The organism is Haloferula luteola (assembly GCF_014201715.1).
GTDB classification, from domain to species: domain Bacteria; phylum Verrucomicrobiota; class Verrucomicrobiia; order Verrucomicrobiales; family Akkermansiaceae; genus Haloferula; species Haloferula luteola.
Map to the genome: position 1 here is coordinate 12429 of NZ_JACHFD010000007.1, position 25875 is coordinate 38303.

Below are 25875 nucleotides of genomic sequence, written 5' to 3' on the forward strand. Positions count from 1 at the left end.
GAAAGGGTTTCAGTGGTTGAAGAGGAATTCCTTGGAGTTGAGGAGTGCCCAAAAGATGTCATTGAGGAGTGCGCGTCTCTCCTTGGGGTCCGTGACGGCATCGACCTCTTGGTAGAGGGAATCGGTCTCCTCGGTGGTCGGAACCCGTCCAAGGGTGCGGAGATAGAGTTGAGTGATCACCTCTTGCGGTGTGGCGCCCTCGTCGAGGAGTCGCTGGATCACCGGGCTGCGTTGGATGCGGTTATGGGTGGCATCGCCATTGAGAAGATGCAGAGCCTGGGACAAATTCGGCTCCATCTTCACCTCACAGGAGCAGACGGTGGCACGGGTTGCGCGACCGAAGGTGGTGAGGAAGTAATTGGAGGTATTGCCATCGGCGATTTGGACGGCATGGGCGCCACTGGGGAGTCCCTTGAATTTGTTGGGTGTCTCGGTGACCTGAGAGATGGTGTCGAGAAGCACCTCGGCGCGTTGGCGGCGAATCAGGGCGTGGGAAAAATTCCGTTCGTCGGTGGCGTTGGTTTCGTTGGTGCGGGTTGAGAGTTGATAGGTGCGTGACGTGCAGATTTCACGGACGATCTGGCGGATGTCGTCGTTGGATTCGGTGAACTTTCGGGCGAGGGCGTCGAGCAGTTCGGGATTGGAGGGGGGATTGGAGATGCGCACATCATCGACGGGGTCGGTGATGCCGACGCCGAAGAAGTGAGCCCAAGTGATGTTGACCACATTGCGGGCAAACCATGGGTTGTCCGGGGAGGCGAGCCAATCGGCGAGCGCCTGGCGGCGGGACTTCCCTTTGAAGGAATCAGGGGTGGGAGTACCGAGGAATCGGGGTTGGGCGTTTTGGCCGGTGACGGGATGTTTGACCTCTCCTCCCCCATCGAAGATGACCCGTTCCCGGGGGTCTTCTGAGGGTTTGCGTTTTACTTGGGCGAAGAATGAAGCAAAGCCATAGTAGTCGTCCATGGTCCAGCGGTCGAATGGATGATTGTGGCATTGGGCGCATTGGATGCGGGTTCCCATGAAGACCTGAGCGACGTTTTCGGTGAGCTTCAGGGTATCTTGTTCGATCTGGAAAAAGTTCGTGGCGGGATTGTCGAAGGTGCCTCCTTGGGAGGAAAGGAGCTCTCGAACGATTTGGTTGAAAGGGACGTTGGCGGCAATGCGCTCTCTCAGCCATCCATAGTAGCCGAGGGCGGCTTTGTAAGAGACTTGATTGGGGCCATTGTTGAAGGTGCGGATCTGCAGCAGCTCGGCCCACTTCATGACCCACATTTCGGTGAATTCTTTGCGAGAGATGAGGTTGTCGACGAGTGCAGTGCGTTTGTCAGGAGACGGATCTGAGAGGAAGCGCGCACGGTCTTCGGGGGTGGGAAGGCGACCGATGATATCGAGGTGGACTCGTCGAACGAAGACTTCGTCGGAGCAGACTTCGGAGGGGATGACGCGAAGTTTGTGGAGCTTTTCGTGAACGAAATGATCGATCTCATTGAACTCGGGGAGCTCGGGTCGGGTGTAGGGAAGATCCTTCGGAACGACGATTGCCTGGACGCCTTCGGTGAAGGTGTGGAAACGGGCGAGGAGGAAAGCTTCGCCTCGCTTTTGAGAGGTGGCGAGGGCTCTGGCGGAATCGATGGCCACGGAGTTATCGTTTGAAGTCGAGAAGGTGGCGAGAGGAGTGACATCCCTGTCGGTGCCGTCGGAATAGGTCGCACGAACGGTGAGGGGAACTTCGAGGTTGGAGCCTTTGAGGACGAGTTGAGGGGGCTCGACGGTGATGCCCGTAGGTTGTGGAATGTCCTCCGCATCGTAGGGGGCACCATGGCGAATCCACTCTACGAGCGTCCGGTAGTTGGCGCTGTCTTTGTCGAAGAGTTTGCCGCCGGTGTGGGGAACTTCGCCAATGGCCTTGGTGAGGAGCAGGGAATCTTCCGGGAGTGCGAGATTGAGACGGCGACCGGGGAGTTCACGGGTGAGCCGGAAGTGATCTCCTTTGGGATCGAAACCGTAGAGGGTGAGATGAAAGCCATCCTGACCGCGGGCGGAGCCGTGGCACGATCCGGTGTTGCAGCCGGCGGAGGTGAGGACCGGCATGACATCGAGTTGGAACGATATCGGGCGGGGTTCGGTGGCTCCCTTGACGGTGACGGGGAGGGAGGTTCGGAGTCCGCGGTAGTCGAGATGGAGGATGGTGGTGCCGTCTTTGAGAGGGCGCAGGGTGGTATCCGTCAGAGAGGCGATGGAGGGGTCCTCCAGCGAGGCTTTGACCTGCCGGGTGATGTCGTGAGTGGCGGCATCTTCGAAGTGGGCGAGGATGACGACGCGGTGGAAATCGCGGGAGCTTTCAAGGGAGATGGCTTTGGGGAAGGCCTCAATGGAGGTGATGGAGGGGTCCGGGGCGGCGTCGCTATCGGGAAGTGCCGTCTTCGGCCGGGGTGCGAGGGTGATTCCCTCGGGCCACGGGGCACCGGCATCGATCCATTGTTTCAAGGTCTCGATGTCAGCGGGATCGAGAGGGCCTCCTTTGGGGGGCATCAAGTCATCGTCATCTTCGGAGAGACAGATGCGTTGGATGATCAGGGAGCCTGCAGAGTCGCCTGGTGAGAGGACCGCACCGGAATCTCCACCTGTAAGCATGGAGGAGCGGGTGGTGAGGATAAGGTTGCCCTTGTCCTTGTCCGGGTGGTGGCAGGAGAGGCAGTGAGTTTCAAGGATGGCGCGGGCCTGCGGGAACGGGTCGGCAATCGCGGATGAAGCGAGGAGGACGCCGACGGAAACCGGCGCACCGAGGATGGCGCGGATCTTCATGGCTGGGCTTGGGCTCGGAGTTGTTCGAGGCGCGAGAGAGGCTTTTCGGTAGGAGGTGCCGCGGGCGTTTCTGCAGGAGGGGGCGGTGATGCCTCGGCGACCGCGGGAGCGGGGGCATCGATGCGCAGGGTGCCTCCGTGACCCGTTTGATGGAGCACGGTGGTGCCGTTGTCGGGAACATCGATGCGCAGGAAGAGACCTGCATGTTTGCCCATGGCGGCGTCGGCGGCGACTTCGACGGGAAAGGTCAATTCAGTGGTGTTGGCATCGAACTCCAAGGGCGTCGTTTGGGTTCCGTGGGGGAGTCCGAGCAACTCGGCGCGGGCAATTCCGGTGAATTCTCGAGGGTGCTCCAGTTGGCAAACGACGGGGACTTTGCGCCCTTGTTCGGTGGCTGCGAGATCGATGGTGGCAGTGACCCAAGGTTCGCCGACTTTTAATGGAACGAGTGAGGAGGAAACCACTACCGACCCTTGGGGAGTATCGGCTTCGGCGAGGACGGCGATTTGCCAATCCCCAGGGGGCGCGTCGGGGTTGGCATTGATCTCATAGTCGATCTCCGTTTGTCCTTCCTCGAGGCGAAGGGTGGCAGGCGAGCCGATGCCGGGAGGGTTCCAGAGCATGCGCAAGGTGACGGGGGAATTGAATCCATCCTGGCGTCCGAGCCGGGCATGGAGACGCAGGATTCCCCGTGGGACAACCGGGACGGCGGGGGGATCGAGATCGAGGGTGAGGGGGGCTTCCTGGGTCACCGCGACAGCGATGAGATCGGATTCTGTGGTGTGGTAAGGCCCTTGGTTGTTGATCTCGATATGATGGACGGTTTCATGCAATGGTCCCGAGGCTGGAGGGATATTTTCTCCGGTAGAACGGATGCTAAAGGGGTGCCAGCCACCGGCGATGGGAGCGTCTGCGGACGCTTCGAAGATGACGGGGAAGCTGTTGATCGTGCGCGGGATGGGCGGTATCTGAAGGGTGACGCCATCGGGCAGGGAACCGGCTTCGAACAAGGCATCGCAGCCGAGGTTGCTGCGGGTGAGATTGACGGTGGTCGCGTAGCGATTGCCGCGAGGGATCACGATCATTTTCCTGGCTTGCGAGTTGTCGCGCTCAAAGACCGGCAAAGTGGCGGAAATGGCGGGGGAGCGGTGATCGATTTCGAGCCGGTAGGTGAAGTCAGGGCCGCCTCGGGAGAGCTTGTCGGAGACGACGATCAGGTATTCGCCGTCGGCTGGACAGGTCCATTGTAGGAAGGGGTCGGGAGAGCCTTGGTCGTCGTTGGACGCGAGTTGCTTCGATTGGGCATCGCGCAAGGAGAGCACGCCATCGATGGGGCAACGGAGTTCTCGGCCGCGGATCCGGATATCCAGGTTTTGATCTTTGGTGGCAGAGAAGCGGTAGATGTCCTGATCTTTGGGTTTGTCGAGGCGACCGTGAGCGGCGCAGGGAAGAGGTGGCAGAGGTGTGGCTTCTTTGAAGAGGTTGTTAGGCTCAATCTCGGTGGCGGTAGCCAGTGGGGATACAAAGATCCAATTCGGTGAGGGGGCGATTTGGTCTCCGCGGCTGGCAAACAGAGGATAGTGCCCGATCGCGTTTTCGGGGATGGTGAAGGGAATTCGAAGGCCGTCTCCAAAGTCAAACTCAAGGGTTTCTCCTGGGCGGGCGCCAGGAGGAAAAACGGCAGAGGGCCGGGGAAAGGTGCCGACGTGCAGGCGATACTGGCAGTTGTCGTTGCCCTCGTACGCCGCCTCTCGTACCAATATACGATAATCTCCCGTCTCTGGCGCGATGACGGACACGAAAGCATCGGTGCGGAGCAAGGAGGCGTCGTCGCAGGAGGCGAGTTCGAAGCGGTTGGGATCGAGAATGGCAAGGTAGGCGTCGAAAAACGTACGCCCGAGCCGCATGGCTTCGATCTCGACAGACAGTGTTTGATCTTTTTCGAGGTGGACGCTGAACCAATCTTCATCCTCGGATTGGGAAACTCCCTGGATGGTGGTGTTCAGGGGGACGGATTGAGGTTGATCGAAGCTGTTGTTGGGCTCGATTTCAGGGATTTCCGGGAGGGCGCCGACCCACAGGGTGCGGAGATAGGAGACGCCGCCCGAAGTGCGCAGGCGCAGTGGGTGCTCACCGAGGGAGGCATCGGCCGCGATGCGAACTTTGGCGATGGCTTGTTTGCCATCTTCCTGGCCTTTGAGTTCGAGGACTTCGATGCCGGGGTGATGGAATAAGATTTCCTGAGGGTCTTGCAGCCGTTCGCCAAGGAGGTGGATTTCGACCTCTGCTCCACGCGGACCGCCCCGTGGTTGAACCTGTTGGAGGTCGGGCGAGAAGGCCAGGGCGGGAGCGGTGAGAAGAAGCAGCGATTTCATGATCGGGCAGTGGCCGTGAGATGCTGGGACAGGGGAAGTCCTGCCTGGCAGTGGGAGGCGGAGCGCCGGGTCACGCGAGGATGCTTTCGAGCACGCTGCCGCCATCGACGATTTCGATGGGCCGATTGCCGGGAGCCATCAGCTCTTTGTCGGCGGTGATGCCGATCTGCTGATAGATGGTGGTGGCAAGGTCGGCGACGGAGACGGCGTCGGTATCGACTTCGCCTCCGAGGGCGTCGGAGGAGCCGTGGACGTGACCTCGTTTGATGCCGCCGCCGGCGAGCATGACGGAGAAGACGCGCGGCCAGTGGTCGCGGCCACCTTGTGGGTTGATTTTTGGAGTCCGGCCAAATTCTGAGGTGACCATGACGAGGGTGCTATCCAACATGCCGCGTTCATCGAGATCCGAGATGAGGGCTGCGATGGCTTGATCGACTGGAGGAAGCTGGCGTTCGATGGCGGCCTTGATGTTGTCGTGGTGGTCCCAGCCGCCAGCGGTGAGCGAGACGAAGCGCACGCCTCCTTCGATGAGCCGGCGGGCGAGAAGCATGCGTTGACCGGGCTCGTTGCGGCCGTAGCGATCCTTCATGGAGTCGGGCTCGGCGCTGAGGTTGAAGGCTTCGCGAGCGGTTTGGGAGGAGATGAGTTTGTATGCGTGTTGATAGAAAGCGTCCATGGAGTCGAGAGCGTCGGAGGACTCCAGTTGGCGGAAGTGTTGATCGACGGTTTCAAGCAAGGAGCGGCGGCGAGCGAAGCGGTGATCGTCGACGCCTTTCGGCAGGTTGAGGTCCCGCACTTGGAAGTTGCCGCGCGCGGGATCTGAGCCGAGGGCGAAGGGTCCGTAAGCGGACGATAGGTAGCCGGAGTTGGCGAATTCGTTGGGGACGAAGGGAACGCAGACGTAGGGTGGGAGGTTGTTGCGGGGCCCGAGTTCGTGGGAAATCACCGAACCAATGGAGGGGTATTCGACGGCAGGAGACGGGCGATAGCCGGTGAACATGTTGTGGGTGCCGCGCTCGTGCGCGGCTTCCCCGTGGGACATCGATCGAATGAGGGTGGTTTTGTCGGCAATCTTGGCGAGATGGGGAAGTTTTTCGCCAAATTGGATGCCGGGAAGGGAGGTGTCGATGGCGCCGAAGGGGCCGCGGTATTCGGCGGGGGCATAGGGTTTGGGATCGAATGACTCCTGATGTGACATGCCTCCGGGGAGGAAGATGTGAATGATGCCTTTGGCGACGCCTTCCTTGGTTTCGTAAAATTTCTGGGCGGCATGGGCTTTCCCGAGAAAGCCGGGGAGAGTGAGACCGAGGCCACCGAGGAGGCCGACGTAGAAGAACTCGCGGCGGGACGAGTAGCGTTCGAGCGGGTTGCCGGGGCAGTGTGGTTTCATGGCAATGGAAACAGGGATTCCATGGCACTACGGGAAGCGTTGCTTCCGCTTATCAAAACCTGAGGTGGGCGTCGGGAGCGATGGTCGACGGAATCGAGGCAAGAATCTGCCGTCGAAGGAGATGGAGGCGAAGTGGGAAGCCGGGTGGGGGGTGAAAAAATGCGCAGGGTGGGATCAAGGCAACCCCAGTTCGCCTTCTTTGGCCCGGGCGACGTGGATGAAAACATCATCCAGATGTTCGCGCTGAAAGATGGTTTTGAGCTCAGCGGCGGTGCCTTGGGCGAGGATGCGCCCTTCGTGCAGAAAGACGATGCGGTCGCAGAGGACCTCAATGTCTTTCATATTGTGGCTGGTATAAACGATCGAGCGGGGGCGCTGACGCTGGATTTCGGTGACAAAGGTGCGTACGCGGTCGGCGATGTCGGGATCGAGCGAAGCGGTGGGCTCATCGAGCAGCAGGAGGTCGGGATCGTTGAGGAGGGCTTTGGCGAGGTTGACTCGGGTGGTTTCTCCGGCGGAAAGCTGGCCTGTGATTCGGTCGGCGAGGTGCTCGATACCGAGCAGTCCGAGGAGCTCGCTGACTCGGGGTTTGGGGGGCTTGACGCTGTAGAGTCGGGCAAAGATTTCGAGATTGTGGCGGACCTTGAGATTGCCCGGCAGGGACGCGTAGGTGGTGCAGAAATTGGTTCGGCGCAGGATTTCGATGCGGTGCTTGGCGAGATCGAGGCCGAAGACGCGGATGGAACCGCTGGTCGGGGTGATCAGGCCAAGGATCATGTTCATGAGGGTCGTTTTGCCCGCGCCGTTGACGCCGAGTAGGCCAACTGTCTCGCCCTCTGCGACTTGGAGGGAGACCTTGTCGATGGCCTTGAAGGACCCGAAGTTTTTGCCGATTTCATGGATCTCCAGCATGACGGGTGAAGGGATCGAGCCCGCCGCGGGAACTGGCAAGCGCGAAGTGGACGGGCTCCGAAGATGTCCGGTGGAGCAGAGTCCTCAGTCCGATTCGGTGAGGGCAAGCGTCAGTGATTTTCCGCGCTCGATGGTAGGATGGAGTTTTCGATCGCCGATGCGGACGGTGCAGGGTTGGCCGAGGCGGGAGTGAAGGGTGACCTCGGTGGCGAGGCCGTCATTCCAGGTGATATCGACGGTGAATCCGCCGCGGGCGCAGAGTCCGGTCACTTTCCCTGTAGTCCAGGCAGCGGGGAGAGCGGGGAGCAGTTCGATCTCCTCGTTGTGGCTTTGCAGGAGCATTTCGGTGATGCCGGCGGTTCCGCCGAAGTTGCCATCGATCTGGAAGGGTGGATGAGCGTCAAAGAGGTTGGGATAGGTGCGGGAGGGGTCGAGCAGCGCGTGAAGGATTTTCAAAGTACGGTCTCCATCGTGGAGGCGAGCGCGGCAGTTGATGCGCCAGCCAATGGCCCAACCGGTGGAGAAATCGCCCCGGGTGTCGAGCGAACGGGCGGCCGCCTGGGCGAGGTCGGGAGTTTTCCGTAGGTCGATCTGATTGCTCGGGAAGAGTGCGTAGAGGTGGGAGATGTGGCGGTGGTTCTGGTCGGGGGCCTTGCTGTCCCAGTCGTCCATCCATTCTTGAAGTTGGCCTTTTTCTCCAATCTGGAGCGGGGCGAGTTTTTCTCGGACGGTGAGGATTTCCTGCCGGAAATCATCATCGGAGTGGAGGATGTTGGCAGCTTCGGCTGTTTGGGAAAATAAGTCGCGCAGCAGGCTCATGTCCATGGACGGACCAGCACAGACGCTGGCCCCATAGGGGTGGCGATTTTCCGGAGAGATTGAGGGATTGGTGACAAGCCAGCCGTGCTGGGGATCGGTCACGAGGGTATCAAGGAAGAATTCGCAGGCACCTTTCAGGACGGGGTAGATGTCACTGAGGAAGTCGCGGTCGCCCGTGAATTGGTAGTGTTCCCAGAGGTGGGTGCAGAGCCAGGCGCCACCGGTCGGCCACATGCCCCATTGTGGGCCATCGATGGGTTGAGTGTTACGCCAGAGGTCGGTGTTGTGATGGCAGACCCAACCACGGGCTCCGTAGTGGATCTGGGCGGTGCGTTTCCCGGTTTCGGCGATTTCCTTGACGAGACGGATGAGGGGTTCGGTCAATTCCGATAGGTTGGCAGTTTCGGCCGGCCAGTAGTTCATTTCGGTGTTGATGTTCACCGTGTATTTGCTCTGCCAGGGCGGCGAGGTTTGATCATTCCAGATGCCTTGAAGGTTGGCGGGCTGAGTGCCGGGACGCGAACTGCCAAGGAGGAGGTAGCGCCCCCATTGATAGTAGAGGGCGATAAGGGATGGATCGTTGGAGCCTTTGGCGAAGTTTTGGAGGCGCTGATCGGTGGGTTTCTCGGCGGCGGGGCTGGAGCCGAGATCGAGCGAGACGCGGCGGAAATACTGACGGTGTTCGGAGAGGTGATCGCGAAGGAGCGTATCCCAGCCCTTTTTCTCCGCGGCAGCAAGGTGGGCAACGGGCTCAAGAGAAGGATCTCCGGAGACGTCGTCATAGCGACGGAATGAGGTGTCGGCATCGAGGAAGATGAGGACGCTGTCGGCCTGTTCGACGGAGATGTGTTGGGCGTTGGAGGTGGTGGTGCCGCCCGTGGTGGAAATCTTTGCCCTGCATTCGAAGGAGAGGGCGCCGTGGTCGAGTCCCCCGCCTTTTCCTCCGTGGCCATGCATCACGAGGGTTCGCGGGGATTCGGAGCGGACTTCGACGCCCATCGGGGAATCGAAAGAGGCGGTGAAGGAGATCGAGCGAGGGCGATCGGCAGTGAGTCGAATGGCGAGGACTTGATCGACCGCGCTGATGAAGGCTTCGCGGGTGAACGTGACTCCGCCTTGTTGGAACCGGGTTGTGGTGGTTGCGGAATCGAGGTCGAGCTGGCGGCGGTATTGAGTGACTGGACCGCCACCGGAGAATTGGAGACGCAAGTTGCCAACGGTTTGGTAGGGAGATTGGGTGGGCGGGGTGCCCATCATAGTTTCGGCGATCCGTTTTTCAGCCTCGGCATATTTGCCGGCGAAGATGAGTTGCTGGACCTCGGGGAGGGACTGAAGGGCTCCGGAGTTCGAGGGGTCGGTCGGACCGCCGCCCCATAGGGTGTCTTCGTTGAGTTGATAACGGGCCTCAGTGGGCCCGCCGAAGATCATGGCACCGAGCCGTCCATTGCCGAGGGGGAGTGCTTCGGTCCAGGCTTTGGCGGGCTTGTCATACCAAAGGGTGAGGGCTTCGTTGGCATGAGCAAACGACCCAAGAGTGAGGAGGACGAGGCAACGCAAGTTCATCACGGTGGAGCAGTTGGAGCTAGGGTTTGACGGTAAGTTCGAGGACTTCGGGATCGTCGGAGAGTTCGCCGAGGTTTTCCCGTTTCAGGACGAGCATGCCTTGCGTTTGAGTGAAGGCGACGGGGGCACCATGGAGTCGTTTGCAGGAAGCTACCGAGAGTCCTGCGAGGGGGATGTGAAGGGCTTCCGGGTTTTTCGGATCGAGAAGATGCAGGAAAACGCGGGATCCGGAGTGAGTGGAAACGCAGCGATCGTCGACGGGTTGAATCGGGCCTGCGTTGGTGCCGTAAATGGCTTCCCCGTTTTTCTCAAGCCAGGCGCCGACTTCTTGGAGTCGCTCGACGTGGGTGGAAGGGATCACGCCATTGCGATCCGGCCCGACGTTGAGTAAAAGGTTGCCACCGCGGCCAACGACATCGATCAGCATGCGCAGAATCGAGGATTTCGCCATGAGGTTTTGCCGCGTGTTGAAGCCCCAGCTGGTTTGGTTGAGATTGAGGCATTTCTCCCAGGGTTCATCAAGAATCGGGCCCGTGACGGTGTGGCCGCCTTCGTCGCATTGGAAGTCGCCTTCCCAGCCAGAGCGCGGATTGATGGCGATCGTTGGTTGGAGTTTACGCACCATGGCGTTGAGTGGAATCGGTTCCCACAACCAAGCCGCATCAGCGTCGGTACCCTGGTGGGCGAGCCAGCCACCGTCGTACCACAGGATGTCAATTTTGCCGTAGTGGCTCATCAGTTCCCGAATTTGTCCATAGGCCTGCGCCTTCATGCGGGCAGCATTTTCCGGGAGTTCCTTGGGATTGAAGTAGCCGGGAAATCGCCAATCCATGGGTGAGTAGTAGAGTCCGACGGCGAGTCCGGCCTTGCGGAAAGCGGTGACGTATTCCGCGACGAAGTCGCGTTTCGCGGCGGTTTTGGTGCTGCAGAATCCGCCTTCGCTGGCATCGCTATCCCAGAGTGCAAAGCCGTCGTGGTGGCGGGTGGTGAGCACGGCGTATCGCATGCCACCTGCGATGGCGGCGGTTGCCCAGGCATTGGCGTCGAAGTGCTTGGGCACGAATTCTTCCGCAAGCTTCGCGTATTCTTCGGCCGGGATGGCCTCATGGTGCATCACCCATTCTCCCCGTGCGGGAATGGCGTAGAGGCCCCAATGGATGAACATTCCGAATTTTGCGTCGCGCCAAGGTTTCAGGTCAGCAGGAGACAGCTTGAGGCTGGCGTCCTGGAGCGAATCGCGGCTTTTGAAAACGATGGAGCTTTTCTGCTGAGAGGCGAGTTCGGCTCCGGTCATCGTCTCGACGGTATCCGACTTGGGTTCAAATTGTTGTCCGAGGAACTGGAGTTCTGCGATGTTGCACCAGCGTTCGCCTTCGGTCGCGATGTAGCGAACCCAACGAAATCGGGTGGGTTCGTGGACGGCTTGGAAAGTGAGGGCTCCTTCTTTTGGGGCGGAATGGATGGTGAAGAGGTCCACGACACCGCTGGTGAAATCGGGGGTGTTCGAGCCTTGGAATTTGCCTCCGATCATGCGGTCGGAGGCCTGATTGCGCGGGCAAAAGCGCACGCCGGTGATCTGGGCTTCCGAGCCGTCTCCGAGATCGAGGCCAACCCATGCGTCGGGTCCCGGGGGGTCAAAGTCGTTCTGCAAGGATCCATCGAAAGCGGTGGTGCGGTCGGCTCCGCTGTTCGCGTAGGAACCTGTGGTGCCGATGATCGCGCCATCGAGTTGCTGGTCCGCCGTCGCGGTGATTTCCTCGCTGTCGCCCCCCGGATGGGCGGTGACGATATAGTGATAGGTGGTGCCGGGGGTGAGACCGGTATCGACGTAATACTGGGTCGGTTCTTCAAGCGTTGCGATGGGAGTGTAGGGGCCGCCGCGGGTGGTGGAGCGCTTCCCCTGATAGCTTTTGGCGTAGGCAGAGCCGGACCAGGAGAGGGTAATCTGACGGCCCTGAACGAGAGCTTGCAGGGCACTGGGTGGTGCACCCTGCGCGATGGGATCTCGGCTGTGAGTGAGTGTGGTGAATCCGAGACTGTCGAAGCCTCCACTGCCACTGCCGTAGTTGAAGCCACCTCCTTCGGGTCGTTGCTTTTCGGCATATCTTCGGGTCCAGGGTGCCGAGAGTCCACGGCGGTTGACGTAGTGATGATAGAGGAGGTCCCAGCCAGGACGGCTCGCGCCACGGCCATCGGGAGAGATCTGAGCCTGGACCGAGCGCTTTTCATTTCCCGGATGCTGGTGGACGTAGACGTAGGTCGTGTAGGGGACGTCTTCGCCGAGGTTGTATTTGGACACGTACTCGACCCCAGCGAGAATGCGGTTGTTTTCCGCGCCGTAGAGATCGATGCCCTGGTTCCAAGCGATTTCGCAGATGACTCCAGCGAGTTGGGGGCCCATCAGCGAGTGTCCTTGGTCGCGACCGCTTTCCTGCCACTGGCCGAGACCATTTGGGTGGAGAAAGCTCACGAGCTGTTGGAGTGCTTCGTTCCCATCTCCTTGTTGGAAGGTTTGGAGGCCTTCGTCGAAGATCGTGCGGTCGTCGCATAGCACTCCGATGGCCATCATGGAGGCGACGTTGGCGAGTCCCCAGTTGGCCCAATAGTGGGTGGGCACGGTGCCGTGGCGGTTGGTGAGAAAATCTTGGTTTCCCTTGAGATACATGTCTTTCATGTATGTCTGGAACCCTTGGAATGCGTGGCGATCCCAGCGCTGGTAGTCGCGCAGTAATTCTGCCGCGCAAGCGAGCTGGTAGCCATAGATGCCTTTGCGCAGGCTGACATTGGTGTCGCCGAGGAACTCTTTGTGTTCGGAGGCCCAAGCATTCAGGATCTCGATGGCCTTGTCCGCGAACTTTCCTTCACCAGAGCCATGGTAGCGAAGGGCGAGTTGGTAGGCTTTGGCGGCATCGCGAGCGAGTCGGATGTAGTTTTCTCCACCGCGCCCTCCGACACGGAGGATTTCCTGCACTCCGGGAGGGTCGTCCATGAATCCATCGGTGTTGCTGACCAGTTGATCCCAGCTGGCTTTCCATGGTTGTTCGGAGGTGGCGACTTTGGCTGCCATCCGGTCGAGATCGGTTTGCGTGGATAGGCATCCGGGGTGGGTGAAGCTGGCCGCGTGAAGCGAAGCGATGGCGAGCAGTGTGGCGAGGGGAACGAGGTGCATGATGAGGTGGTTTGGGGCTGCCTCAGGTTTTTTCAGGAGTCTATCGGATCGGGGTGTGTTTCGGAAAAGCGCGGTGGGCGCTCAGATGGGGCGATCATGGGGTGAAGTGTTGGGATTGGCCGGGCTGGAACTCCATGGTGCGGACGGTGTCGCCGAGGCGGACGCGCGCGGTGGTTCCGGTGGTGCTTTGAAGGGTGGCCTCGGCGAGTTGACCGGCCTGCCAGCGAAGATGGACGAGGAATCCGCCGCGGGCGCGCAGGCCGGAGACTTCACCGTCCGGCCAGCAGGAGGGGAGAGCGGGGAGGAGCTCGATTTCGTCGGCGTGGCTTTGGAGGAGCATTTCGGCGATGCCGGCGGTGATCCCGAGATTGCCATCGATTTGGAACGGGGGGTGAGTGGTCCAGAGGTTATCGAGGGTGTTGTGGGCGAGCAGGCCGGCGATGCAACCGTGGGCACGATCCGGGTTTCCGAGCCGGGCCCACAGTGCGGTGCGCCAGGCCCAGGTCCATGAGCGTCGGCTATCGCCGACTTCGCCGCGTTGGGTAAGAGAGATTTCGGCCGCCTTGGCGAGGTCGGGGGTCGACCGGCGATTGATGCGGTTGCCCGGGTGGACGGCGAAGAGGTGGCTGGTGTGTCGGTGGTGGCTCTTTTCGAGGTCGGGTTTTTCATCGCGCCATTCCATGAGCTGACCCCACGAGCCGATTTGGGGTCCGGCGAGTTTTTCGCGGGCAGAGGCGAGGCGTTGTTGCAATTCGGGATCGCGGTCGAGCAAGCGAGCCGCGGCGAGGGTGTGGGAGAACAGATCGTCGATGAGCTGTTGGGCATGGGCCGTGCCGTCTTCGACGGGGCCGTGTTCGTGAGACCAAGCCTGGGGGACGACGAGGGTTCCGTCTGGCAGGGTTTTGAGACGGGCGAGCCAGAATTTTGAGACGTCGTGGAGCCACGGCCAGGCGGTTTCGGCGAGGAAGGCCGTGTCATGGGAAAAGGCGAAGTGTTCCCAGAAGTGTTGGGCGAGCCAGGCGGTGCTTTCGATGTTCCAGTTCCATCCGGAGCCGCCGAACGGGTTGAGAGACATGCGGGTGACGAAGCCGCCGGTGTTTTGAGGGTCCTGACTGGCACTGGCCTTTCGGTAGAGGGGGGCGCAGGTGGTGAGGAGATGGAAGAGGGGCTCGGTGAGTTCCGGGAGGTTGGCGGTTTCCGCCAGCCAGTAGTTCATCTGGAGGTTGATGTTGGTATGGTAGTCGCTGAACCAGGCGGGGCGATTTTGGTGGTTCCAGATGCCCTGGAGGTTGGCGGGCAGGGTGCCGGGGCGAGAGCTGCCGATGAGGAGGTAGCGACCGTAGTGGAAGAGGAGGGCCTCAAGTTCGGGATCGAGGCAGGGACGGGGAAGTTCCTGGGCTTCATCGCGGTAGCGCTGGATTCTCTGATCGAGGGGGAGGGCAAGGATCTCCGGCGAGGTGGAGCCCAGGTCGAGAGAGACCCGGCCAAACAGTTGGCGGTGGTCTTTTTCATGACGGGCCAGCAGATCTTGCCAGCCGCGTTTTTCGGCTTCGTCGAGACGTTCGATCAGGCTGGGAGCAGGATCCCCCGTCATCCATCCCGCGCCGGGATCCATGATGTAGTTGGTATCAGCCGCGACGATCACCCAAGCTTCCTGGCCTCCAGTGAGGCGGAGTTCGTCCCCTTGGACGGTGAGCTTTCCTCCTCTGGGGATGACGCGCACCCGGGCGGCGTAGCGAAGATGATTGGGGAGGGTCCCCGTGAGGCTCAGGTCGGTCCCATCGATTTTGAGTGTCTCATCAGGGTGCTGCCCTTGGAGTTGGAAAGTGCCGTCAAGTTCCTGAGATCCTGAGGTGGTGAGGCGCCAGGCGAAGACCTGGTCCGGATGAGAAGCGAAAGCCTCACGGGTGATGGCAGAGGCGCCCGCTTTCCACGTGCTCTGGTGAACGGCGCGGGAGAGATGAAGGGTGCGATGGAAGTCGGTGATTTCGGTGTTGGACGCGGGGAGCGAGGTGAAGCGGAGTTCAGCGAGGGATTGGAAAGAGCCGAAGCAGCCCTGGCCGGGCTCTTTTTCTTCGGATTCATAGGCTCCGCTGGGATTGCCATCGCCCGTCCACAGGGAATCGACGGTGAATTGAACGGTGTCGACGTGAGGATCGGCCATCATGATCACTCCAAGTGAGCCATTGCCGAGGGGGAGGCCGTGTTTTTCCCAATCTTTTGCAGGAGTATCGAAACGCAGATCGAGTGAGGGTGCTGCCGTGGCAGCGAGAGAGAGGAGGAGGAAAGCGAGCGCGGATGAGGTCATGCGGGATGGGTGTGGATGCGAGCGAGGAGGGTTCTCAGGAGAGGGTCTCGTTGGAGTCGGTGAGGCGGGTTTCGATGAAATCGAGACATCGCCATGATGGGGGAATCATCTTACCGGAATGCCCGAGGTGGAGAATGATTCGAATTGACCGATGGATGGACAAATTTGATTTCTCGGTATGGACCGTCCATCCGCTCGTCCGTCTTTCATCTCTCCGGATGTCCAAACGGGAAGCTATTGCTTTCTCGACATGGGGGTTTCAGAGGGAACGAATCTTATCCTGGTCGGAGGGGGGCGGGAGGAGTGTACGTCAGAGTATCGGATCGAGCGCAAAGGGTTCCCGTTCGTGACGGTGGAATTTGTTCTCGCGGGGACCTGGCGGTTGCGTCGAAAAGGCCGTGAGGAGCTATTGCGGCCGGGTGCGGTGTTTGGGTATGGGCCGACGACCTCTTATTCTCTAGAGTCGGTGGGAGGACCGGATCGGACGAAGTACTTCCTTAATCTCACGGGGGCGTGTGCAGAAGACCGATTGCGAGAGGCAGGAGTGGCGGAGGGGTCAGTGAGGTACCTGACGCGGACGCGATGGGTGCAAGATTTATGGGACCAGGTCCTCGATTGCGGGCGGCTGGGGGCGGCGGCGCCGGAGATTGGGAGGCGATTGTCGGAGTTGTTGCTTCTGCGTCTGGCCGTCGAGGGCGGGCAACGTCCAGATTTGCGAACGGAAGGTCGGCAAACCTTTGAGAAATGCCGGGCGTTGATTCATGAACAATACGTGGAAATTGGTTCGATCCGCGAGGTGGCGGACCGTTGCCATCTCGATCCGGCGTATTTGTCGCGCCTGTTTCAGAGGTTCTCCGACGAACGTCCGTTGCAGATGCTCAATCGGTTGAAGACGCGCCATGCAGCGGATTTGATCTTGCGGCGGGGCTATGGGGTCGCGGAAGCGGGGCGTCTTGTGGGATTTGCCGATCCGTATCATTTCTCTCGAGTTTTCAAACGCGTGCACGGAGTGGCGCCGTCGCGACTGGGGGCGGAGGGGTTGCCCCATTCGCCACCTCAGACCTCGGCAGAGCAGCCTTGATGAGGACTCGGATTCCCGGTTTCTGGATGGGGGCGAGGAATTTCCGAGAGTCCGGGGTTGCCAAATTCTGCGGGTCCGCTAAATCCGCGCCCTCGCGAGCCCAGCCGCTCGCGCGCAAACACCTACGGACGCCATGACCGACCTCAGCAAATATCGCAACATCGGCATCTTCGCCCACGTCGACGCCGGGAAGACCACGACGACCGAGCGGATCCTCAAGCTCACTGGCAAGATTCACAAGATCGGCGAGGTCCATGACGGCGCTTCCACCATGGACTTCATGGACCAGGAAGCCGAGCGCGGCATCACGATTCAATCCGCCGCGACCACCTGCTTCTGGAAAGGCTGCCAATTCAACGTCATCGACACTCCCGGGCACGTTGACTTCACGATCGAAGTTTATCGTTCGTTGAAGGTGCTCGACGGCGGCATCGGTGTGTTCTGCGGCTCCGGGGGAGTGGAACCCCAATCGGAAACTAACTGGCGTTACGCCAACGACTCGAAGGTTTCCCGGATCATCTACGTCAACAAGCTCGACCGGATCGGTGCCGACTTCTACCGCGTCGTGAACCAGGTCAAGAACGTGCTGGGTGCTCATCCTCTGGTGATGGTGCTGCCGATTGGCACGGAGAGCGATTTCAAGGGGGTCGTCGATCTCCTTTCGATGAAAGCCTACATCTGGGACGAAACCGGACAGCCGGAGAACTTCGAGGTCACCGATATCCCCGCCGACATGGTGGAGAAGGCTGAGGAGTATCGCTCCGCCATGGTCGAATCGGCCGTTGAGCAGATCGATGAAGTGATGGAAGCCTACCTTGAAGGTACCGAGCCGGACATCGACACGCTGAAGAAGTGCATCCGCAAGGGCACCATTGATCTCGCCTTCTTCCCGACCTACTGCGGTTCGAGCTTCAAGAACAAAGGCTTGCAGCTGATCCTCGACGCGGTGGTGGACTACCTCCCGAGCCCCGTGGAAGTGAAGCCTCTGCCGGAAGTTGACGAAGAGGGCAACGAGACCGGCAAGTTTGCCGAGCCTGACCCGAATGCGCCTTTCCGTGGCCTCGCGTTCAAGATCATGGACGACAAGTTCGGTGCGCTGACCTTCACCCGGATTTACTCGGGCACGATCAAGAAGGGCGACACTGTGTTGAACTCCTTCACCGGCAAGACCGAGCGGATCAGCCGGATGGTCGAAATGCACGCCGACGACCGCAACGAAGTTGATTCCGCCCGCGCTGGCGACATCATCGCTATCGTCGGACTCAAGAACGTCCAGACCGGTCACACGCTTTGCGACGAGAAGAATCCAGCCACCCTCGAGCCGATGGTGTTCCCGGATCCCGTGATCTCGATTGCTGTCGCTGCCAAGGACAAGGCCAACGCGGAAAAGCTGAGCAATGCCATCGGTAAGATGGTTCAGGAGGATCCGTCCTTCCGTGTCGAAACCGACGAGGAAACCAACGAGATGATCCTCAAGGGCATGGGTGAGCTTCACCTGGACATCAAGATCGACATTCTCAAGCGCACCCACAAGGTGGAGGTCGAGGTCGGTGCCCCTCAGGTCGCCTACCGCGAAACCATCACCAAGGCGGTCACCGACACCTACACCCACAAGAAGCAATCGGGTGGCTCGGGTCAGTATGCGAAGATCGACTACACGATCGAACCTGCCGAGGCTGGCACTGGCTTCGTGTTCGAGTCCGCGGTGGTCGGCGGCAACGTGCCGAAGGAATACATCCCGGCGGTCGAAAAGGGCTTCAAGACCTCGGTGGATAAGGGACCGCTTGCCGGCTACCCCTGCCTCGACTTCAAGGTGACGCTTTCCGATGGTGGTTTCCACGCGGTGGACTCCTCCGCCATTGCTTTCGAAATCGCCGCCAAGGCTGCCTATCGTCAGACCATGCCGAAGGCCGCTCCGCAGCTGCTTGAGCCGATGATGAAGCTCGATGTGTTCTCACCTGAAGAGAAGATCGGTGACGTGATCGGTGACCTCAACCGCCGCCGGGGCATGATCCAAGGCCAAGAGCCGACCCCCGGTGGGGTGCGGGTGAAGGCAGAGGCTCCGCTTTCCGCCATGTTCGGCTACATCGGTGACTTGCGCACCATGACCTCCGGTCGGGGCCAGTTCTCGATGGAGTTCAGCCATTACGCACCTTGTCCGAAGAACGTGGCCGACGAGGTCATTGCTGCTGCGAAGAAGCGGGAAGAAGCCCGCCGCGCCGGTAAGTAAGCTTTACTGCTGATTATGGAGAACCCGCTGTCCGGATGGGCAGCGGGTTTTTCTTTTTCCATCACCGCATCGGGCGGTAGGGAGTGGGGACGGCTTGGTGAGGTTCCAGAGGTGTCGTGGCTTGGGTGGGGAGCGAGGTGGGCGTCGGCTCATCCATTGAGGAGAGCACCGGCATTCGGGTGAATGAGCTGTCCGGTCACATAGCGGGCTGAGGAGCTCGCTAGGAAAAGGTAGCATTCGGTCGAACTGACGGTGTCGGCCACCGGAGCCATGCGTGAGGTCGCGGTGGAGACGGCATTGACCCGGATTTCCCGCGGGGCGAGTTGACTGGAGAGGGTGCGGGTGAAGTTGGCCATGGCTCCTTGTGTGGCGGAAAGGTCGAGGCCGCTGGTCGGGCCCGAAGTTTCCGAGGTGGTGCTGATGATGCAGGCAGCGTTTGATTGTTCGAGGTGGGGCAGGGCCGCACGGGTCAGGAACACGAGGGGAAAGAGATGACGGCGGAAGGCGGTATCGAGCTGCTTTGGGCTGAGTTCGAGGAGCGATTCTGAGGTCGGGATGTCGTCCGAGTGGTTGACGACGATATCGAGACCGCCAAGTTCGAGGACGGCGCGAGCAACGACTTCAGAGCAATCTTCTGGAGAGCGGGGATCGCAGCGATGGGCGTGGCAATGGCCTCCAAGCTCTCGGATCAGGCGGCAGGTTTCTTCGGCATCGGATTCGTCGCCGTGGTAGGCGACGAGCACGGAAGCGCCCTCGCGGGCGAAGGTTACGGCCACAGCGCGCCCGATTCCGGTGTCGCCTCCTGTCACCAGTGCCCTGCGTCCTGCGAGGCGTCCCTGACGAGTGCTGGCGGAGATTTCGGAAGGCGACGGCTCTCGCTTCGTCGGCCAGTTCGGTAGGGTCTCGGTGACAGGGAGCGTGGACTCGACGGTGGCGGAAAGAGCGACGTTGGGCATGGCGCGCGACTTCGCAGAAGATAGGCCAAGGGTTTAACCTGCTGATTGTCAGAGTTAGGGTTGAAGATGCGTGATCCAAAGATCATGCAAAGGGCGCGGCTCTCGGGCACAATGCGCGATGGGGCCGTGGTGGTGGAGCGGGTTGGAATTGCCCTTGGGAATCTTGGCCGACCTCCGTGGAGGAGAGTCGGCCTGGGATGGGAGAGCGGGGATCAGATCAGCCGAGAGCCTGGTCGAGGTCGGCAAGGATATCGTCGATGTGTTCGATGCCGACGGACAGTCGGATCATTTCCGGCGGGATGCCGGCGGCGAGTTGCTGGGCTTCGCTGAGTTGGCTGTGGGTGGTGGTCGCCGGATGGATGGCCAACGATTTGGCGTCGCCGACATTGGCGAGATGGGAGAAGAGTTGAAGGGATTCGATGAAGCGCTTGCCGGCTTCGGCGCCGCCTTTGATTCCGAACACGACCATCGATCCCCCCTTGCCTTGGAGGTATTTTTGGTTGCGAGCGAATTCGGGGTCATCCTCCAGACCCGGGAAGCGAATCCACTCGACTTTGGGGTGGTTTTTGAGGTGGCGGGCAGCGGCGAGGGCATTTTGGCAATGACGCTCCATGCGCAGGGGTAAGGTCTCGATGCCCTGGAGCAGGAACCAAGAGTTGTCGGGTGAGATGCAGGCCCCGAGGTTGCGCAAGGGCACGGTGCGCATGCGCAGGATGTAGGCGAGTGGGGCGAGAGCCGCGGGTAAGTCATGGCCCCAGCGAAGGCCATGGTAGGAGGCATCGGGTTGATCAAAGAGGGGGTGGCGACCGGCGGACCATGGGAAGCGTCCGGAATCGACAGCGATGCCACCAATGGCGGTTCCATGGCCGCCGAACCATTTGGTTAGGGAGTGGACGACGATGTCCGCGCCATGATCGAGTGGCCGTGTAAGGAAAGGTGTGGAGAAAGTGGAGTCGACGATGAGCGGGATGCCGTGGGACTGAGCGATGTCGGCGATGGCCGCGAGATCGGAGATTTCCAGGGCGGGGTTCGAGACGGTTTCGCAAAACAGCGCGCGGGTGTTGCGATCGATGGCGGCGGCGAAGTTCTCCGGTTGGGTGGAATCGACGAAGCGGACACCGATGCCGAGTTTGGGCAGGAGGTCGTTGAACTGGGTGTAGGTGCCGCCATAGAGGTTCCGGGCAGAGACGATGTTGTCTCCGGCTTCGGCGAGGTTGATCACGGAGTTAAAGATGGCGGCGGTGCCGGAAGCATGGCCGAGACCGGCGAGTTCGTGAGCCCCTTCCAGCAGAGCGATGCGCTTTTCGAGCACATCGGTGGTGGGGTTCATCAGGCGGGTGTAGATGTTTCCGAGTTCCCGCAGGGCGAACAGGTTGGCGGCGTGCTCGGTGCTATTGAAAACGTAGGAAGCGGTGCGGTAAACGGGCACGGCTCGCGAGTGGGTGACGGCGTCGGGTGTATGGCCGCCGTGAAGGCATAGAGTTTCAAGTTTCATGGGGGCAGGCATCCAAGCGGAGGGAGGGGTGGTCAGGGAAGCGGGAAGTGCGTCGACGGGAGGGTGAACGAACTCGGTTGGGGCATGGCGGGGCAATTCGCTCGCAGAAAAAGGGGATCTCGGCTTGGTTGCCCGCATGGTGGCAAGATGGCTGGCAATGGTAGCTTGGATGATAGGGATGTCGGGATGCGCGTCGGTGGCAACCGGTGAAGGAGAGGATTTCAATGCCAGGGTGCTCGCGGCGGTGAAAACGATGCCGCAAGGAGGGGGATACGACGGCAGCGACGCGACCAAGAATCGGCTGCCGAAAGCGTGCGCGGTGGCTGACGGGATATGGACGATCGATGCGCGGGTGGCACGGCCGAGTTTTTGTTCGGGGGCGACGTATCTGGTGTTGCTCCGAGCTTTGGGCTCAGGACCGACGAGTTTGTTTCCGGTGGTGGATCATCAGGATGGGCATGGGGTTTTCGGGCGTTGGAACGCCAATGGCCCTGGGGCTGCGAAGTTGGTGGCGGATCTCGCCGCTGGGGTGAATTTTACCTCCTGGGAGCAGGCTCGGCCGGGGGATTTCCTCAAGATCTGGTGGACCGAAGCGATCGGGGGTCGGGAGCGAGGGCACCACGTGGTGTATTTGGGCCATACGGCCGATTCGGTGAGGTTCTGGTCGAGCAACCAACCTGGGGGCTATGGGGTGAAGACGGTGCCGCGAGACGACTGCAAGCGGGTGCTTTTCACGCGAATCACGACTCCGGAGAGGTTTTTGCAGGCGGGAAAATTGCCGGAGGTCGATCCTTGGTTGGTGAAGATGCTGAGGGAAGATTTTACCTGGGACGAGGTGGTGACGAGATGTCGGGTCAGGGAGTAGGGTCTGGAGCACCCTTTCGTTGGACAAAGCGAGTTCGGATGGCACAGGTTTCCCGCGATGCAGCAGAAGACGATTGGAGTTGTCGGACTCGGACGGATGGGCGCGAACATGGCCCGGCGGATGAAGGATTGCGGCCATGAGGTCGGGACGGTCTTTGACGTGGTTCCCGAGCTGGCCGGAGAGATGGCTGAGGAACTGGGCGCGCAGGCGGCCGGATCGCTGGCTGAGGTGACGGCTGCTGCGGATGTGGTCGTCACCGTGGTGACGGATGATAAGGCGATGCGGGCGATTTTTGCTCCGGATCAGTTGCTGGCGGGAGCTCAGGGCAAGGTTTTCATCAACTGCGCGACGGTCAGTCCCGAGGTGCATGAAGAAATCGGAGCGGCCTGTGCGGCGGCAGGGGCTCGTTCGTTGGAGGCCTGCATGGCTTCAAGCATCACCCAAGCTCGCGATGGGACCCTTTATTTGATGGTGGCGGGGGATGAAGCGACGTTTCGGGAGGTGGAGCCGCTGTTGAAGGATCTTTCGAAATCGCTGCGCTATATCGGGCCGACGGGGTCGGCGGCGAAGGTCAAGGCGCTGGTGAACATGGTCATGAACATCAACACCGCGGGGCTCGCCGAGGGTTTGGGCTTGGGCGTGGCCTTGGGGTTGGATCCGGAGATGTTGAAGGAGGTGTTTTCGCAGACGGGTGCGAATTCGCGGGTGTTGGAGACGGATGGCGATGACATGATCGCGCGGGAGCACGATTGTTACTTTTCGGCGGCCCATGCCGCGAAGGATAGTGGGATTGCTAACTCGCTGGCAGACAAAGTCGGAGTGGGGGTTCCTTTATCCAAGGCAACCCAGGAGCAATACCAGAAGTTGGTGAGTATGGGCCGAGGAGAGCTGGACAAGAGCGCCGTGGCGGAACTCACTTTCCCCGGACGCAGCAATGATTGAGAAGATTGATTTCAGAAACCGCCAGGGAGAGAAGCTAGATACCGTTTTCCACCCGGGTGAACGTGAGGAAAAGTTGGTGATCATCGGCCACGGCGTCACCGCTAACTTGGATCGCCCCTTGCTCAAAGCGATCGCCGATGGTCTTGCCCAAAAGGGATGGCCTTGTTTGCGACTTTCGTTCTCAGGCAATGGCAAATCGGAGGGGGATTTCCGCGAATCGAATATCACGAAGGAGAGTGAAGACCTCGCCGATGTGATTGAGTTGATCCCGGATGAAGTCGAAATTGCTTACGTCGGCCATAGTATGGGCGGAGCGGTGGGCATCATGGCGGCAGCTGAAGAGGAGCGGATCAAGGTGCTGACGACTCTGGCCGGAATGGTTCACACGGCGGAATTCGTGGAGCGAGAGTTCGGCGAAGTGACGCCGGATGAAGGCTGCATGTGGGATGAAAAAGACTGCCCGCTGTCTGCTGAATTTGTCCGCGACCTGGAACTGATTGGCGACATGCTGCTGGAGATCGAGCGGATCGAAGCTCCCTATTTGCTGATTCATGGAACTGCGGATGATGTGGTGCCCCCATCGGATAGCGAGGACGCTTTGGAATCCGCAGCCGATCCGAAGCATGCGGTGTGGATCGAAGGTGCAGGTCACATGTTCAGCGAAGAGAGCTACGAAGAGATCGTCGATGCGATCAACGACTGGTTCGAAGAGCACTTCGAGTGATCTGGAAGCTGCCGCATCGGGAGTTGAGCTTTCCTCGTCGACCCTTGGTCATGGGGATCGTCAACGTGAACGATGATTCGTTCTCGGGAGACGGGACGCTTGATCCCGATGAGGCACTGTCGCGAGCTGCAGCGGCGGCCGAGGCGGGAGCGGATGTGATCGATGTGGGCGCGGAGAGCGCCCGCACGAACCGGGAGGCGGTGGCCGTCGCGGAGGAGATTCAGCGCTTCGAGGGGTTTTTGCGGCGATGGCCAGAGTTGGTGGCGGGATTGGAGCCCAGGGATGCGGAGCAAGTGTGGCCGCCGGTCGTGTCTGCGAATACTTGGCGTCCGGAGGTGGTGGAGACGGTATTGCCGTGGGGGGTGGAGTTGATCAACGACATGGGCGGCCTGCCGGACGGGCGGAATGCTCGGCTGTGTGCAGAGCACGGAGCGTCGTTGTTGATCATGCATACGGTGGGGGAACCCAAGGTTCCGCACCTGCATCAACAGTGGGAAGATGTGATGGGGGCCATGGAGCAGTTTTTCGAAGACAAGCTGCGCATGGCGGAGGCGGCAGGGTTGTCGCGTGAGCAGTTGATTTTGGATCCAGGAATCGATTTTGCGAAGCAACGAGACGACAATCTGGCGGTGTATGCGGGCCTTGGGAGGCTGCAATCATGGGGGAGACCCATTTTGGTTCCGGTGAGTCGCAAGACCGTGATTGGGGAGGTTCTGGATCTGCCGAATCCTCAGGACCGAGATGCCGGCACGGTGGCCTGTGTGGCAGTGGCGATGCGCCGGGGCGCGCACCTTTTCCGGGTGCATCAGGTTCCTGCTACATGGCAGGCAGTGAAGGTGCTTTCGGCGATGGCATCTCCTTAGTGGGACTGGGGGCTCATGGTCCGGGAGATCCGTGCCGGACAGGTGGCCAAAAGGTTTCCCAGTCGAAGGGGCGGGAGAACTCACCGTGGTGACAGGTGGTGCAGTCGGCTGCGCCGAGAGGGCGAAAGCGGAACCGAGGAGGACGGCCTGAGGTGCGCTCGGCGACATGAGTGGAGCCGGGGCCGTGGCAGGATTCGCAGCCGACTCCGGTGAGTCGAGAGTTGGCGTCGGAGCGTCGATAACCACTCGGTTCTCCGAAGCCGACGGTGTGGCAAGGGATGCAGTTTGGGTCGGCGGCAGCTCCGCGCTCCATCAAGGTATCGAAGGCGTGCGCATGCTGGCTAGAGGCCCAGAGTGCGTGATCGTCTTGGTGGCAGGTTTGGCAAGCGGCAGAGCCAACGTAGGTGGCACTGGCGGTGACCCCAGGGATGGCCCCGGCGGCGATGAGTTGTTCGGGGTGGTCGACGGCGAGATCGGCGGCGGCGATCTCGGCGCGGTAATCGACGACCCATTGGTGAAATTCAGGGTCCTGAGGGATTTGATCAAGGAGGAGCTGGGGGTGATATGCGGAATCTTCCAGGCGAGGGTTCTCTCCTGGTGGAATCCAGGCAGAAAGGGTGGCGACGGTGCGACCTTCGTTGGCGGTGAAGGCGACGAGGGAGTCGTTGATTTTCTGGAGAGAGGGTGCCGGCTGGCCGACGTCGCCTCCGAGGATGATGTCGAATTCGAAGTAGGAGCGTGCGAGCCGCTCAAGGCCCGCCTCGGGAGTGAAAGCGAGGGCGATGATGAGGTCGGATTTTTCGCGGAGCTCGGGAAGGATGCGATCGACGGCTTCGGGGAGATCGAGGATGGCGAGTCCTTCTCCGAGCTGGGGTACGGAGTGGGGGTCGAGCAGTCCAAGGATGGCGATTTTCCGGCCCTGCCAATCGATCAGGGTATACGGGGAGAAGAGGGGCTCGCGGGTGGCAGAGTCGACGATCGAAGCCGAAATCACGGGCACGGGGCTGTGGGCGACGAGTTGGCGCAAAGAGGAGGCATCGACTGTCGCTTCGCGTCCGCCAAGGTTGAGCGCCTGATATCCCATCGCACCAAAGGCCTTCAGGAGGTAGGGGTATTGCAGGAGTTGGTAGTCGTGATGGCCTGCCAACGCGCCGCCGACATCGAGACGAAGCGAGGCGCCTTCGCGATCGCGTTCCTGGAGCCAGGTGCGGAGGCGGGTGAGGCCCCCGTGTTGACCGGTGAAGCAGCCGCAGGGCTCCAGGCGACCGATGGTGTCGCAGGTGAAATGAATGGCCAGGGGGACGCGAGCGGCGGGCTCACGGCGGCAGGACGCAAGGAGGCAACCCAGAAGAAGGATGGAGAGCAGGCGCATGGA

Annotated in this window: 16 protein-coding genes; 6 read left to right on the forward strand and 10 right to left on the reverse strand. The window is 60.7% G+C overall.

Annotated features, from left to right (window positions below):
* Nucleotides 1-9: 9 nt before the first annotated feature.
* From HNR46_RS08260 to HNR46_RS08290, 7 genes are all read right to left on the reverse strand, one after another.
* Nucleotides 10-2808 carry a PSD1 and planctomycete cytochrome C domain-containing protein gene (locus HNR46_RS08260; protein WP_184017672.1) on the reverse strand — a complete coding sequence of 933 codons (2799 nt, stop codon included), beginning with the start codon at nucleotides 2806-2808 and terminating at the stop codon, nucleotides 10-12.
* Complete coding sequence (locus HNR46_RS08265) at nucleotides 2805-5183, reverse strand: PPC domain-containing protein (protein ID WP_184017673.1); 2379 nt, start codon at nucleotides 5181-5183, stop codon at nucleotides 2805-2807. The genes HNR46_RS08260 and HNR46_RS08265 overlap by 4 nt, the downstream gene beginning before the upstream one ends.
* Nucleotides 5184-5253: 70 nt before the next feature.
* The gene (locus HNR46_RS08270; RefSeq protein WP_184017674.1) at nucleotides 5254-6573 is read right to left on the reverse strand and encodes a DUF1501 domain-containing protein; all 1320 of its coding nucleotides are present in this window, start codon (nucleotides 6571-6573) and stop codon (nucleotides 5254-5256) included.
* Between the two features lie 174 nt (nucleotides 6574-6747).
* On the reverse strand, nucleotides 6748-7485 hold the full coding sequence (locus HNR46_RS08275; RefSeq protein ID WP_184017675.1) for an ABC transporter ATP-binding protein: 738 nt from the start codon (nucleotides 7483-7485) through the stop codon (nucleotides 6748-6750).
* Between the two features lie 84 nt (nucleotides 7486-7569).
* Entirely contained in the window at nucleotides 7570-9867 is a 2298-nt protein-coding gene (locus HNR46_RS08280) for a glycoside hydrolase family 95 protein (protein ID WP_184017676.1), read from the reverse strand.
* Between the two features lie 19 nt (nucleotides 9868-9886).
* Nucleotides 9887-13036, reverse strand: coding sequence for an alpha-L-fucosidase (locus tag HNR46_RS08285; protein ID WP_184017677.1), 3150 nt, complete (start codon nucleotides 13034-13036; stop codon nucleotides 9887-9889).
* A 94-nt stretch (nucleotides 13037-13130) separates the two neighbouring features.
* Nucleotides 13131-15344: a glycosyl hydrolase family 95 catalytic domain-containing protein gene (locus HNR46_RS08290; protein WP_184017678.1), complete on the reverse strand. Its 2214-nt coding sequence runs from the start codon at nucleotides 15342-15344 to the stop codon at nucleotides 13131-13133.
* Nucleotides 15345-15522: 178 nt separating this feature from the next.
* Here HNR46_RS08290 and HNR46_RS08295 point away from each other — a divergent pair, with 178 nt between their 5' ends.
* Nucleotides 15523-16425: a helix-turn-helix transcriptional regulator gene (locus HNR46_RS08295; RefSeq protein WP_184017680.1), complete on the forward strand. Its 903-nt coding sequence runs from the start codon at nucleotides 15523-15525 to the stop codon at nucleotides 16423-16425.
* A gap of 133 nt (nucleotides 16426-16558) precedes the next feature.
* The gene (gene fusA, locus HNR46_RS08300) at nucleotides 16559-18655 is read left to right on the forward strand and encodes an elongation factor G (RefSeq protein ID WP_184017682.1); all 2097 of its coding nucleotides are present in this window, start codon (nucleotides 16559-16561) and stop codon (nucleotides 18653-18655) included.
* A 149-nt stretch (nucleotides 18656-18804) separates the two neighbouring features.
* Here the strand turns inward: fusA and HNR46_RS08305 are convergent, their stop codons facing one another.
* Both HNR46_RS08305 and HNR46_RS08310 read right to left on the reverse strand, forming a co-directional pair.
* Nucleotides 18805-19611, reverse strand: a complete 807-nt coding sequence (locus tag HNR46_RS08305; RefSeq protein ID WP_184017684.1) for an SDR family oxidoreductase — start codon at nucleotides 19609-19611, stop codon at nucleotides 18805-18807.
* A 217-nt stretch (nucleotides 19612-19828) separates the two neighbouring features.
* Complete coding sequence (locus HNR46_RS08310) at nucleotides 19829-21106, reverse strand: O-acetylhomoserine aminocarboxypropyltransferase/cysteine synthase family protein (RefSeq protein ID WP_184017686.1); 1278 nt, start codon at nucleotides 21104-21106, stop codon at nucleotides 19829-19831.
* Between the two features lie 178 nt (nucleotides 21107-21284).
* On the opposite strand from HNR46_RS08310, the gene HNR46_RS08315 reads away from it, so the two are divergent.
* From HNR46_RS08315 to folP, 4 genes are read left to right on the forward strand one after another with little or no spacing between them, the layout of a single operon-like run.
* Nucleotides 21285-21971 (forward strand): hypothetical protein, encoded by a 687-nt coding sequence (locus tag HNR46_RS08315; RefSeq protein WP_184017688.1) that lies wholly within the window; start codon nucleotides 21285-21287, stop codon nucleotides 21969-21971.
* 57 nt (nucleotides 21972-22028) lie between these two features.
* Nucleotides 22029-22913 carry an NAD(P)-dependent oxidoreductase gene (locus HNR46_RS08320; protein ID WP_184017690.1) on the forward strand — a complete coding sequence of 295 codons (885 nt, stop codon included), beginning with the start codon at nucleotides 22029-22031 and terminating at the stop codon, nucleotides 22911-22913.
* Nucleotides 22906-23637 carry an alpha/beta hydrolase gene (locus tag HNR46_RS08325; protein ID WP_184017692.1) on the forward strand — a complete coding sequence of 244 codons (732 nt, stop codon included), beginning with the start codon at nucleotides 22906-22908 and terminating at the stop codon, nucleotides 23635-23637. The genes HNR46_RS08320 and HNR46_RS08325 overlap by 8 nt, the downstream gene beginning before the upstream one ends.
* Nucleotides 23634-24500 carry a dihydropteroate synthase gene (gene folP / locus HNR46_RS08330; RefSeq protein WP_343076026.1) on the forward strand — a complete coding sequence of 289 codons (867 nt, stop codon included), beginning with the start codon at nucleotides 23634-23636 and terminating at the stop codon, nucleotides 24498-24500. The genes HNR46_RS08325 and folP overlap by 4 nt, the downstream gene beginning before the upstream one ends.
* A 13-nt stretch (nucleotides 24501-24513) precedes the next feature.
* Here folP and HNR46_RS08335 read toward each other — a convergent pair whose 3' ends face one another.
* Nucleotides 24514-25872 (reverse strand): multiheme c-type cytochrome, encoded by a 1359-nt coding sequence (locus HNR46_RS08335; RefSeq protein WP_184017694.1) that lies wholly within the window; start codon nucleotides 25870-25872, stop codon nucleotides 24514-24516.
* Between the last annotated feature and the right edge of the window lie 3 nt (nucleotides 25873-25875).